This is a genomic window from Pseudoalteromonas sp. APC 3893 (assembly GCF_030408095.1).
Classification (GTDB): Bacteria; Pseudomonadota; Gammaproteobacteria; order Enterobacterales; family Alteromonadaceae; genus Pseudoalteromonas.
The window spans coordinates 20,311-32,364 of the sequence record NZ_JASDCD010000031.1 but is presented as its reverse complement, the minus strand read 5'-3'; the positions used below and the strand labels follow the sequence as shown (position 1 = coordinate 32,364).

At 37.6% G+C, this 12,054-nt stretch carries 11 protein-coding genes; 7 read left to right on the top strand and 4 right to left on the bottom strand.

Features of this window, described 5'->3' with window-relative positions; all coding sequences use genetic code 11:
• Positions 1 to 433: 433 nt before the first annotated feature.
• From QMA12_RS20375 to cas6f, 4 genes are read left to right on the top strand one after another with little or no spacing between them, the layout of a single operon-like run.
• Positions 434 to 1,609, top strand: coding sequence for a TniQ family protein (locus QMA12_RS20375; RefSeq protein ID WP_290211274.1), 1,176 nt, complete (start codon positions 434 to 436; stop codon positions 1,607 to 1,609).
• 3 nt (positions 1,610 to 1,612) lie between these two features.
• Positions 1,613 to 3,664, top strand: coding sequence for a type I-F CRISPR-associated protein Csy2 (locus QMA12_RS20370; protein ID WP_290211273.1), 2,052 nt, complete (start codon positions 1,613 to 1,615; stop codon positions 3,662 to 3,664).
• A complete protein-coding gene (csy3, locus tag QMA12_RS20365) occupies positions 3,664 to 4,692 on the top strand; it encodes a type I-F CRISPR-associated protein Csy3 (protein ID WP_036981987.1) in 1,029 nt (342 codons plus the stop codon). The genes QMA12_RS20370 and csy3 overlap by 1 nt, the downstream gene beginning before the upstream one ends.
• On the top strand, positions 4,689 to 5,291 hold the full coding sequence (cas6f, locus tag QMA12_RS20360) for a type I-F CRISPR-associated endoribonuclease Cas6/Csy4 (RefSeq protein WP_290211272.1): 603 nt from the start codon (positions 4,689 to 4,691) through the stop codon (positions 5,289 to 5,291). Before csy3 ends, cas6f begins: the two co-directional genes overlap by 4 nt.
• A gap of 298 nt (positions 5,292 to 5,589) precedes the next feature.
• On the opposite strand, the gene QMA12_RS20355 is transcribed toward cas6f, so the two are convergent.
• The 3 genes from QMA12_RS20355 to QMA12_RS20345 form a co-directional block, all read right to left on the bottom strand.
• Positions 5,590 to 6,039, bottom strand: a complete 450-nt coding sequence (locus QMA12_RS20355; protein WP_290211271.1) for an antitoxin Xre/MbcA/ParS toxin-binding domain-containing protein — start codon at positions 6,037 to 6,039, stop codon at positions 5,590 to 5,592.
• 159 nt (positions 6,040 to 6,198) lie between these two features.
• Positions 6,199 to 6,756: a YfbU family protein gene (locus QMA12_RS20350; protein ID WP_055011429.1), complete on the bottom strand. Its 558-nt coding sequence runs from the start codon at positions 6,754 to 6,756 to the stop codon at positions 6,199 to 6,201.
• 21 nt (positions 6,757 to 6,777) lie between these two features.
• Positions 6,778 to 7,266, bottom strand: coding sequence for a hypothetical protein (locus QMA12_RS20345; protein ID WP_055011428.1), 489 nt, complete (start codon positions 7,264 to 7,266; stop codon positions 6,778 to 6,780).
• Positions 7,267 to 8,134: 868 nt separating this feature from the next.
• Here QMA12_RS20345 and QMA12_RS20340 point away from each other — a divergent pair.
• From QMA12_RS20340 to QMA12_RS20330, 3 genes are all read left to right on the top strand, one after another.
• Positions 8,135 to 8,974: an alpha/beta hydrolase-fold protein gene (locus QMA12_RS20340; protein ID WP_290211270.1), complete on the top strand. Its 840-nt coding sequence runs from the start codon at positions 8,135 to 8,137 to the stop codon at positions 8,972 to 8,974.
• A gap of 218 nt (positions 8,975 to 9,192) precedes the next feature.
• Positions 9,193 to 9,597, top strand: coding sequence for a DUF1801 domain-containing protein (locus tag QMA12_RS20335; RefSeq protein WP_290211269.1), 405 nt, complete (start codon positions 9,193 to 9,195; stop codon positions 9,595 to 9,597).
• 107 nt (positions 9,598 to 9,704) lie between these two features.
• Positions 9,705 to 10,517 (top strand): hypothetical protein, encoded by an 813-nt coding sequence (locus QMA12_RS20330; protein WP_290211268.1) that lies wholly within the window; start codon positions 9,705 to 9,707, stop codon positions 10,515 to 10,517.
• Here QMA12_RS20330 and QMA12_RS20325 read toward each other — a convergent pair.
• Positions 10,514 to 12,019: an IS66 family transposase gene (locus QMA12_RS20325; protein ID WP_290211267.1), complete on the bottom strand. Its 1,506-nt coding sequence runs from the start codon at positions 12,017 to 12,019 to the stop codon at positions 10,514 to 10,516. The genes QMA12_RS20330 and QMA12_RS20325 overlap by 4 nt on opposite strands.
• Between the last annotated feature and the right edge of the window lie 35 nt (positions 12,020 to 12,054).

Sequence of the window (12,054 nt, the reverse complement as noted above, 5' to 3'; positions counted from 1 at the left end):
ATTCATGCTGTTGTGTGGTAACAAGCCTAATTGCACGTTCACGAAATTCTGATGTATAGCGATTTGATTTTTTCATAGTTCCAGTTTCTCAAGTTATTGAGTCTCTGGCAAACACGGGGCGATTCAATGAGGGCAAGATTTAAATCTTTGTCCTGTAATTTGGTCAGCCTTTATGATCATTCCACTATTGAGTGCTTTATTACAGCAGTTACAAGCCATAAGAATCTCCTTATAAGTTAGCTTTGTATTTTTAAATTTGAGTTTTTATTGTGTTACTGGCTATTAATACATCCTTTAGAAATGGCGTAACACTTTCTACAGTATCAGATATTGTACTTTTGTGAAGTACGAATGATTTAACGATAATTATTTTTTGACTATCTAATTTATTTAGCCTAAACCTAAACTAAGATTTTCTTAGTTTAGGTTGGCGATGCATTTTTTAGTTCAAACAAAACCTTACCCAGATGAGGCGCTTGAAAGCTATTTACTAAGGCTTGCAAGAGATAACTCATACGATGGTTATAGTGAGCTTGCTGATATTTTGTGGCAATGGCTTGCAGAGCAAGATCATGAGCTTGAAGGTGCGTTGCCGTTGGAGCTTAGTAAGGTTGATGTTTATCATGCTAAGCAAGCGAGCAGCTTTAGAATAAGAGCGCTCAAGTTAGTAGCCCAATTAGCTGATGTTAACGCTGGTGACATTCTTGCGCTTGCATGGCGGCGCAGTAACTTTAAATTTGGCAACTTAGCAGCAGTAAGTCGAAATGAACTGACTATTCCCCTTGAGCTACTTCGCACTGATAACATACCTGTTTGCATTAAATGCTTGTCTGAATCTTCATGTATTCCTTTTTATTGGCATTTAAAGCCCTATAAAGCGTGCCATAAGCATAAAACACAATTAACTACACATTGTAAAGAATGCCATAACTCAATTGATTACAGAGCTTCTGAGGCGTTTTTAGAGTGCAGTTGTGGTTATAAACTAACCAGTAGTGAACAGTTAAACGATGCAGATTTTAAAATTGCATTTGTGCTTGCAGGTAATAACAGCCAAAAAATAGTGGGGTTAATATCGTGGTTTGCGAAGGTTAAGCAACTTGATGTAAACGATGCTGACTTTAATCTAGCTTTTGTTAATTACTTTAGTACTTGGCCTGAAGGCCTTACCGCTGAATTAAACTTACTCACAAACAATGCGCGGCTTAAGCAACTTAATCCTTTTAATAAAACTAAGTTCAACTCTGTGTATGGTGATTTGATCTGTGATGGTCAAATAGCTGCAACAAGTAGCCTTAAAAACAAAGTACTTGATGAGATTATTAATTATTTTGTCGAATTAGTTGATAGTAACCCTAAAGCTAAACATCCAAATATTGCAGATGTACTGCTTTGTACTTTTGATGCCGCAGTATTATTAAACACCACCACAGAGCAAGTTTACAGGCTTCATCAAGAAGGCTTTTTAAACTGCGCTTATCCACAAAAAAAGCACGAACAGCTCAGAGCTGATAGCCATGTTTTTTATTTACGCCAAGTAATTGAACTACAGCAAGCATTCGCAGCTGAAAAGCCTCAAACAAAAAAACAATTTATAGCGCCGTGGTAACTTATGAACTTACAAAATGCACTCGTAATTGAATCGCTAAAAGAAAAAACCACAACACTTAGAAAGTTGTTTGCTCCATATACGGCTCATGTTGCGGTAGATGGCTTTGAAGAACAAGCGCTGACTGTGCTCATTAACCTAGTTTATAAGCGAAGTGAAATTGATGATTTAACAAGTACAAGAACCGCTAAAAGCGTATTACGCGATGAAGTGTTACTGAGTAGGTGTATTAACGAAGTTAAATGGTTTCATACTCATAATTTAAAATACCCCGATATACGAGTAAGTCATCAACGTTTAATTAGTGAAGTTGTAAGTGAAGATATTACGGGTATTTGTAGCCGGTCATTATCTTTAAGTTTTGGCTGGTCGCACAACAGTGCTGAAATTAATCATGCAAAGTTATTTTTAACCTCATTTAGTTGGCAGGGCGAAGTGACTTGTTTAGCAAAGTTATTAATAACTGAAGAGCCTGTTTGGATTAATTTAATAAGAGCATACGGGTTTACTAAAAAGACGGTTTTAGACATCGCGGGTAAAATAAAACAGCAGTTGCCAGTTGCAGAGCTCCCATTAGAAGTAAGCCCTTTTTCACCACAATTACAAATGCCATTTCAGCAAAGCTACCTTGCGGTTACGCCTGTAGTAAGCCACGCAATGCTAGCTAAAATTCAGCAATTAACAACAGAGCGTAAGTTAAACTTTGCTTTAGTTGAGCACTCAAGACCAGCCAATGTTGGCGATTTAGCAAGCTCAGTAGGTGGTAATATAAGAGTGCTTCGTTACTTCCCTAAAACATATTCAAAGGCTATTAACCGCTCTAAAGTAGCTAATTATGATATTGAGAAAGCATTTAAAATTCGTGCGCTATTAAGTAGTCAATTTCAACAGGCGCTTTTGGTATTGGTTGGTATTAAACAGTTTAATACGTTAAGGCAAAAGCGATTAGCGCGAGTTGCGGCTATTAGGCAAGTACGTGTTAGCTTGCAGTTGTGGCTTGATAACATTCTGGAAGCTAAAAATAACGCTCAAGAGCAAGCTTACCCTGAGTGGGCAAAGCATTACTTAGATCAGAGTATTACCAACTGTATTAGCCAATTTAGTAACGTACTAAATGAGAGCCTTAGTAATTTAAGTAAGCTCAAACGCTTTGCGTATCACCCTAATTTAATGGGGCTGTTTAAAACGCAGTTAAACTATGTGTTTACTCACTGTGCAGCTGAAGAAGAAACATTAAATGATGAGCAAATAGTGTATGTACATTGCCAAGATATGCGAGTGTTTGATGCCGAGACAATGGCTAACCCGTATATCCAAGGTATGCCATCACTTACAGCCTTAAATGGGCTTGCTCATAACTTTGAGCGTAAGCTAAAAAACTTTATAGACCCTTCAATTAAGAGTATTGGCAGTGCTATTTACATTGAAAACTATCAATTACATACAGGTAAACCATTACCTGAGCCAAGCAAGTTAAAACAAGTTGCTGGCCGAAGCCATGTAATAAGTTCTGGTATTATCGATAAGCCTAAATGTGACATAACACTCGATTTAGTATTTAGGCTTTTTGTACCAAATAAAGAGGTGCTTAATAAATTAAACAGTCAGCTTATAAAGCCCGCACTACCATCTATGTTTGCGGGCGGGACTATGCATCCACCTTCGTTATACCAAAATATAGACTGGTGTCATGTGTATAGTAAACCGAGTGAGCTGTTTAAAAACCTTAAGGCAAAATCGTTAAATGGCAGTTGGTTATACCCTTCAAAAAAAGTAGTCAAAAGTTTTGAACAATTGATTGATGCCCTTAACGGTAACTTTAATTTAAGACCCGCTGCAATTGGCTTTGCTGCGCTTGAAGAACCCGTAAAGCGAGATGCAGCATTACATGAATACCATTGTTATGCTGAGCCCGTAATTGGGCTTTTAGAGTGTGTTAGCAATACATCAGTTAAGTACGCAGGCGCTAAGCAGTTCTTTCATGACGCATTTTGGGTTATGGATGTTCAAAAAGAGTCTATGCTTATGAAAAAGTCTAAGTTTGAGTATGAATAATGCAATTATCTCGGCACTTAAGTTACACGCGTTCGCTCTCACCCAGTAAAGCGGTGTTTTTTTATAAAACACCGGAGTCTGATTTTGAACCGCTACAAATAGAGCAAAATAAATTAGTTGGGCAAAAGTCAGGGTTTGGCGATGCTTATCAAAAGCAAAATGTGGCTAAAAATTTAGCGCCACAAGATCTCGCGTTTGGAAACCCTCAAACAATTGATGTGTGCTACGTGCCTCCAACAGTAAATGAGCTATTTTGCCGTTTTTCACTCAGGGTTGAGGCTAATAGCAATGAGCCACATGTTTGTGATGACCCTAAAGTTATTTATTGGTTAAAACGGTTTTTTGAAACCTATAAAAAGAACAATGGCCTTAATGAAGTTGCTACCCGTTACGCTAAAAATATACTGATGGGCAATTGGCTTTGGCGCAACCGTCAATCACCAAATATAGATATTGAAATCCTTACTGAGCACGCAGCTCCAATTATTGTTGAAGGTGTACAAAAACTAAAATGGCAAGGCAATTGGCAAAATAATCAAACAGCATTATTAACGTTGTCAGAAGCTATTCAAGAAGGGCTTAGCAATCCTCAAAATTATTGTTATTTAGATATAACCGCAAAAATTAAAAATGCATTTAGCCAAGAGGTTCACCCTAGTCAAAAGTTTGTAGATAATGTTGCACAAGGCATGTCATCTAAACAACTTGCATACACACAAGTGGGCGATAAAAAAGCAGCAAGTTTAAACTCACAAAAAGTAGGAGCTGCTATCCAAACTATCGATGATTGGTACGAGGGAGGCTACAAACTTTTGCGCACTCATGAGTATGGCGCAGATAAGCAAATATTAGTTGCACACAGAACACCTAAGACCCATTCAGACTTTTATTCATTACTCCCGCGCATTGCTTTGCATATTAAACACATGGAAAAGTATGGTTTAGAGCAAAGTGAAAAATCAAACGCGGTTCATTTTATTGCGGCAGTGTTGATCAAAGGTGGCTTGTTCCAAAGGAGTAAAGGTTGAAACGCTATTATTTTACTATTACTTATTTACCTAAAAATTGTGATGTAAGCCTTCTTGCAGGGCGTTGTATTGGCATTTTGCATGGGTTTATGAGTTCACGCGGAATAAGTAATATTGGTGTGTGCTTTCCTAAATGGAATGAGCAAACGATAGGTAATCAAATAGCGTTTGTATCGATAGATAAAAAGCAATTAATCCATCTGTCTCAGCAAAGCTATTTTGAGATGATGGCTTATGACAAGTTATTTGGCTTATCAAAAATACTCGAAGTACCAGCAAACCAAAGCGAAGTCATGTTTGTTCGCAACCAATCAGTAGCCAAAGCATTTGTTGGCGAAAAGCAAAGACGGTTAAAGCGCGCTAAAAAACGAGCTGAAGCCAGAGGCGAGGTTTACTACCCAGAGTATCAATTTGAGGAAAAAGTCATAGGCCACTTTCATTCAATACCCGTATCAAGCAAAGGCAACGGGGAAAATTTTATACTTCACATACAAAAAATTGAAAATACTAATGCGATAGAAAATCAATTTAATAATTATGGCTTTGCTACAAATCAAACATTTCAAGGCACGGTTCCCTCTTTGAATACCCTTTTTTAATAATTTTAAAACACTCTTTTAATTTTCAACTGGTTATAAGGTTGATTAAAAATAAGGGTAAATAATTTAAATTCATTTAACAGTTTGGTATTTATAGGAATTTAAACTATTTTTAATAGTGAACTGCCGAGTAGGCAGCTGGAAATTACTAAAATAATGCAACCTGGCTACTTCAAAAGTGAACTGCCGAGTAGGCAGCTGAAATTAGGCCAGGAAGTAAACAACCACAACTTGTGACTTTCAACTGCCGAAAAGGCAGAGGCTAAATAGAGAGACCCCAGCAAATGTTGGGGTTTTTTTAAGCGTTATAACCGTATTTAAGGCTATTTATAACGTTCCTAATTAACCTTCTACCAGCAATTGTATTTACAAATGTTAAAGGTGTTTTAGAGCTAAATTGTAAGGAGTACGTATTTAGCCATTTATTCCATCGTTCAATATTTTCAAAGTAATCAATACAAGCTGATGCTAGATGAGCTAACTCAAAGGTATTTTCACTCAAAGTTGCATTTAAACGTGTGTACTCTTTTTTATGACGTTCCAAAGTTCTAATATTTGTACCAATTGCTTTAGCAAAGGATTGAATATCCCAACCTAACTGAAGCCTAAACTTCTCAACACTCTTTATATCTAAACCACGTTGAATTAATTCAATTTCATCTAAAGGGTTTGAGCTTAAATTAACTTTTCCATTGCTAAGTATATCTACAAATTTATGATTAGCACTAGGTTGAATATCACTAGGCATAGATACCTCAAAGCCAGAAAAAGTTATATTTAATAATAGCACCTCTACTATCCAGCTGATAGTCGGGTTAGAGCGAGAAGCAGACGTCCATACAAACTCGTTTTTGGACATAAATACGTTAGAGTATCTAATCAGTAACGTCCTTTGTTGAAGCGTTTGTTAGGATTCTCTTCGACTAGGGTGAACTTTTTCTTTCAATATAGTAGTCAATTGCGCAAGGTTTAACGGCTCATAAGACAAAGTTTGTCTTATTGGTTCAAATGCACTTAACATTCTTTTATGACCGTCAATTGAAGGGCAATGACTATTGAAGCTCCGACCACTAAACTCTTGAAATCTTTCCAATTCGTTAACTAGAAACATTGCTGTTCCCATATACTCAGTTTCATTATTACCATCAAAACCAATGAATTTGGGGTCTTTACCAAAATAAGGAACGTCAGATTCTAGTTTGGCTTTTTCTTCTTCGTTCAGCTTGCTATAGGCGTGTTCTATAAAGCTCCACATATCTAAAATATCAACAACCTCTTTAACAATTTCAGGATCGTCCGACTCTTCAAATGGAATGCCACTGTATTTCCATTTTACGCCCCATAGTTGATCACTGAAAATAGCTGATTTAATAAAATCTGGTTCTATTTCACCTTTAACATCTAATTTTTCATAAAGCTCGCTAAGCATTAAAACAATTAATTTTTCGCCGTCTGATAATTTCATAGTTTTTCCTTTACTTTTTCCTTAAGCCCGTTCTTTTTTTTCATCGGAAAGCTGTTTAACAAAGGGCATAAAGTTTTGAATTTTGTAGTAGATACTTTTGCCATAATTTTTTTTGTCTTCAAAATTAATTGCTTCAGACAATGATTCAATGTCATCTTTTAAATCATTACAAAGTTCTTTTGCTTTGTTCTCAAAAAAATCAGTGAAATGACCGCTTTGTTCAAAAATGAAACTAGCATACACCTCAACTTCTTTTGCAATATCAGCGCAGTTAACTCCCTTGAGAAGTTTGGCATTACATGAAGGACCGACTTTTGACACAACAGATAAAACACGCTTTGTTTCGGAGTGAACTTGCGATACTTCAACCATTTTTCTACGGCTTATAAGTTCATCACGAAGCTTTTCTGCTTTACTGGCTGCGTTTACCGATTTCTTAGCTTCGACAAATGCCCATACAGCACCACCTATTGAAGCGATAGATCCGATTATTGAAATGACACTTTCCATGCTCAAAATTTGACACCTTTCTCCGTGAAGCCTAACGGCGTATTACCGAAAATTCCCGTTAACACTCAATGTGTCAATTTCCAGAATTATCAAAATACGATTTTTATTAATTTAATTATTAATAACTTACACATAGCCTAAAGGAATTACAATTTTTTTAGACTCTCCTATAACCGAGAATTTACTTATTCGAGAATGGGTAAAAGTACATTACGAAAACACGCATAAAAAATAGCTTTGAAATTAACAACTTAAATTTTATGAAAATTTTAACGAGAAGCTAATTATATTACATAACAAGAATTGATTATTTATTCATTCATTAATACTTTGAATACCTGCTTCGCTCAAAGCTGTCCTTAGAGTATTTACGTTAACTCGTCTTGGGGCAAAAACGAGTTGGACTGCCGAGCTTTCATTAGATACCTACTTATAATCTTAAAGTACAAAACGGAAGTAAACTTCCGGTTTCTAACCCAATATTGCTATATTTCGGAAGCAAACTTCCGTTTATAGGGATTCAAAGGTAGTTATCGGAAATATACTTCTGTTTTTTGAAAGCGTTAACCTAGATAGCTATATGAGCCATTTTTTGGGTCTTATTTGAGCGATAAGCGGTCATTGAAAGAGGCTAAATATTGTTGTTAATTGATTGGTTAAACTGCTCTTTGCGCATATATTCATGAAAATGAGCGCTGAGCGCATATTATTCTATTTAATTTTTCTTTAAAGTTTTAGAAAACTTAGTGGTAGTAATGCTTTAGGTTATTTGTTAAAACTATATAAAGTAGATAAATGAGCGTTCAGTCGGAAGAAATATGCGCGATGAGCGCACTATAAAATTATTATACACATCAGGGAAGTTATTATGAAAAATTTGGTATCGGCGTTCTCAATCTTGTTATTTACCTTGCCAGTATTCGCGGATGACTCAATTTTATTAGGCACATCCACATCGTTAGAATCGATGATCATGGCTGAGAATAGACCTTATATGGTTTATTTACCCCCATCTTACGAAAAAAGCGAAAATACCTACCCTGTCATTTATCTTCTTGACGGCGATATCCATAGATTTAAAGGGTTTGTCGGTGTACTTGAATCCTTAAGTACAGAAACGCTGGAGAATCAGGTTCAAGAAGCTATCGTAATTGCCATTCCGAATACAAATAGATCTCGTGACTTAACTCCGTCATCGATTATAGAGTGGAAGTTTAAAGACCGCGTTTTGGAAACATTCGAGCAAACAGGAAACGCTAATCAGTTCGCTAAATTTCTTGAAAAAGAGTTGATACCCGCCGTTGACACTGCATATAGGACGTCCAACAAGCGATTGTTAGTTGGTGAGTCGTTTGGCGGTTTGTTCGCAGCAAACACTCTTATAGAGTCACCATCTGTATTTACAGATTATTTAATCATAGATCCCACATCGCTATGGGATAATGATTACTTAAATCGGGCATTGAACGCCGGCAATAGAGATATAAATTTCAATTCTCGAGTTTACTTTGCTTTCGCAAACAATTCTCATTTGGGAGATATCGGGCTGACCAATTATAGATGGGGTGCTACTTTTGCTTCATCTGTAATTGATAATAATGATGCTATTTCGGAGCAACAATATTTTAAAAATGAGACTCATGGTACCGTTGCTTTTTTAGCTTGGTACAATGGGCTTAAGACACTTATGTCAACCACCGAGCAGTGATGTGTATAACAAAAAATTAAGCCGCCTGCTGCGTCCCTTATTTCAAAGTTGGGGCTGTAGAATTACTCTTTTTTAAGAAAAACATCCTGTTTTATGGGTCCCAAATGCATTACCTAATGCTCTAAAAACGCTTAGAACTAATTGCAGGAGCTAGTTTTTTAATTGATTTTGGCTGTTGGAGTTATTCTACAGGCTCGTTATGTGAATAGGAGGTTCCAGTGAACAAGGTAGTCAAAGAACGCTTTGATGAATATCCGGAAAATGCTCGTATTAGGCTAGAGGAGCTAAGAAATCTAGTCTTTCAAATCGCATCTGATTTGGAGCTGGGTGAAGTCGATGAAACTCTAAAATGGGGTGAACCTAGCCATAGTGTAAAAACAGGTAGCCCGCTAAGAATGGACTGGAAGCTGAAATCTCCTAATAATTATTACCTGTTCTTTAATTGCCAAACTAAGTTAGTCGATACATTTAGAGAATTGTATGGTGAAGAACTGGTGTTTCAGGGAAACAGAACAATAGTTCTGTCCTTATCGCAAGTGTTACCAGAAACAGCAATCAAGTCCTGTTTAGAGTTAGCTTTAACCTATCAGCAGCGTAAACATTTACCTCTTTTAGGCGCGTGAAAATCACAAAATACAGTTGGCTATTTTCACTCCGTTCAATATTTTAGCCAACAATATTTTGTCGCTTAAGGTGGAGTTATATTTTTAATTGAGTTCAGAGGTATTTGATGGCAAAAGCTAAGTTGTCTCGAGATCAGAAAAGAAAGAAGAGGCTTGAAAAGAGACGTAAAAAAACTGATGAGGCAGTTAAGTTGCCATCAGGAGTGAGGAGTATTTCTAGACGTCAATTTGATGCTTTTTGTTTTTCACGTCATCCTATGGCGAGAAGTACAGCAGATGAAAAACAGTGGTTTATTGCATACGATAAAAAAATTCTAGCAACTGTTTTTAGAGATGCAATCGATAATGATTATGGCTTTGTCATTATGGGGCGTGATACTAGAAAAATATTTAGGGCGCTAGAAGTAAGCAAAACATTTAAACCTAGTGAACTAGGTGCTCGAAATGAACTAATCAAAGCTATTAAAAAATATAAAAATGATGGTAAATCTTTTTACCCTCAAGGGGATGAAATTAAATTAACCAATGAACTTTTTGAGCCTTTAGTTGAGCGAGGAAAGTTGAATCCCATCTATATAGCTTTAGCTGAAGAACCTAGGATGGAAGCAGCTCGAAATTTGATAAAGGAAATAGTGTATACTTTTGATGACCCTGATGGTCATTATATAAAAGAATTTCAAACACATGGCTTTGACGCTCGTCTTTGGGAGTTGTATCTATATATCTATTTCCACGATAAATTCACTCAAATTAAAGGGAATGCTGCACCTGACTTCCACATTACAAATGGGGTGCATGAGTATTTAGTTGAAGCTGTGACAGTGAATCCGAGTGAAAATCAAGCGCGTCCAGATGAAGAGGCGCCGGAAGATCCCGAAAAGTTACGAGAGCGTAAGCGCGCATTTAAGCAGTGCGCTTAGCTATAATCGAAGTCTAGCTGCACATTCCACGGCATTAGGTCGGTAAAATCATCATCACCCTCATCTCGATTCGGCAACGCTTTAAATAAATGCACAAAGTAGTAATAAGGATTGATGTCATTGGCACGGCAGGTCATCACAATACTATAAAGTATCGCGCTGGCCTGAGCACCATTAACCGATTTTGAGAATAGCCAGTTTTTTCTACCCGTGGTAAACGGCCGAATATCTCGCTCAGTAATATTATTATCAATCCCTAGTTCGCCATCTTCACTATACCGCATTAATTTCGGCCATTGATTAAGCGTGTATTTTATCGCTTTGCCAATATAACTCCCCGCCGTTACTTTACCTTCGGCTTCATCAAGCCACGCTTTAAAGTGCATTAATATGGGTAAGGCTTTTTCTTGTCGTAACTGATACCGCGCTTGAGGGGATAACTGTTTGTTTTTAGCCTGGGTTTCCAGTTTATATAATTGGCTGATAAAGCTGATGGCTTTATGCGCTCGACCTTTGTTTTTCGACTCTGCTTTTAAGGCATCGTTATATTTGCGTCTAGCGTGTGCCCAACAACCAACAGGGGTAATGCCTTCAATACCGTCATAAACACGGTAACCGTCGCACTGTAAATAGCCTTGATAACCGGCAAGAAATTCTTTTGCGCAAGCGCGACTTCGACCTGCTTGGTAATCGTAAATCACGACAGGCTCATGGCTAACCTCATTGCTGCGATAAACCCACATGTAGGAATTGCTGCTAGGATTGTCACCTTCATCTAAGACTTGTGTACGGGTTTCATCGGCACATAAACTGTGCTCATTAAGCAAGTGACGTTGCATGGCTGCCACTAAGGGGCTGATTAGCAGGCCCGCTTTAATACACCAATTAGCTAATGTTCCGCGCGATAGTTCAAGGCCGCCACGGCCTAGTATGTCAACGAAACGATAAAGCGGTAAGGCATCGCAGTATTTGCCCGTAACAACCGCCGATAACGCTTCTGGACTCGCAATGCTGCCAGGAATAGGCTGCTTGGGTTTAGGCGCGGTGATTATTTTACTGGCCAATTGTTCATGCTCGCAATGTCTGCAAGCATATTTAAATTGTTTGTGCTTAATGACACTGACTTTCGCCGGAATAATCTTCACTTGCTCGCTGTCTTCACTACCACATTGATGTAGTTGTTCACCGCAACACTGACACGTTAACTCGGTTAAGGTGTGCTCAACTTCTTCTCGTTCAAAGTGCTCAGCCAGTATTTGTTTACCTTTCTTATGGTGTTTAGGCGGCTCAGTCGTTTTATGCTGCTCCGCTTCATTGAAGGTGCCCCGTGGGGCTTTTTCACTTTTTTTACCGTATTTTTGGGATTTACTTAACTTAAGCTCAGCAAGCAAGTGGTCAATCCGCGATTGCATTTCAACCTTATCTTCTTGTAAAGCATCAAGCTTAGCCTGCATAAGTGCAAGCTGATTTTGTAGTTCGGTGATGAGAATAGTGTCTGGCATTTTAATAGCATGACACATGGGAAAGATCGTTCAAG

Coding starts and splice junctions, on each gene's coding strand:
- QMA12_RS20375 (WP_290211274.1), top strand. CDS start 434: ATGCATTTTTTAGTTCAAACAAAACCTTACCCAGATGAGGCGCTTGAA.
- QMA12_RS20370 (WP_290211273.1), top strand. CDS start 1,613: ATGAACTTACAAAATGCACTCGTAATTGAATCGCTAAAAGAAAAAACC.
- csy3 (WP_036981987.1), top strand. CDS start 3,664: ATGCAATTATCTCGGCACTTAAGTTACACGCGTTCGCTCTCACCCAGT.
- QMA12_RS20355 (WP_290211271.1), bottom strand. CDS start 6,039: ATGCCTAGTGATATTCAACCTAGTGCTAATCATAAATTTGTAGATATA.
- QMA12_RS20350 (WP_055011429.1), bottom strand. CDS start 6,756: ATGAAATTATCAGACGGCGAAAAATTAATTGTTTTAATGCTTAGCGAG.
- QMA12_RS20345 (WP_055011428.1), bottom strand. CDS start 7,266: ATGGAAAGTGTCATTTCAATAATCGGATCTATCGCTTCAATAGGTGGT.
- QMA12_RS20340 (WP_290211270.1), top strand. CDS start 8,135: ATGAAAAATTTGGTATCGGCGTTCTCAATCTTGTTATTTACCTTGCCA.
- QMA12_RS20330 (WP_290211268.1), top strand. CDS start 9,705: ATGGCAAAAGCTAAGTTGTCTCGAGATCAGAAAAGAAAGAAGAGGCTT.
- QMA12_RS20325 (WP_290211267.1), bottom strand. CDS start 12,019: ATGCCAGACACTATTCTCATCACCGAACTACAAAATCAGCTTGCACTT.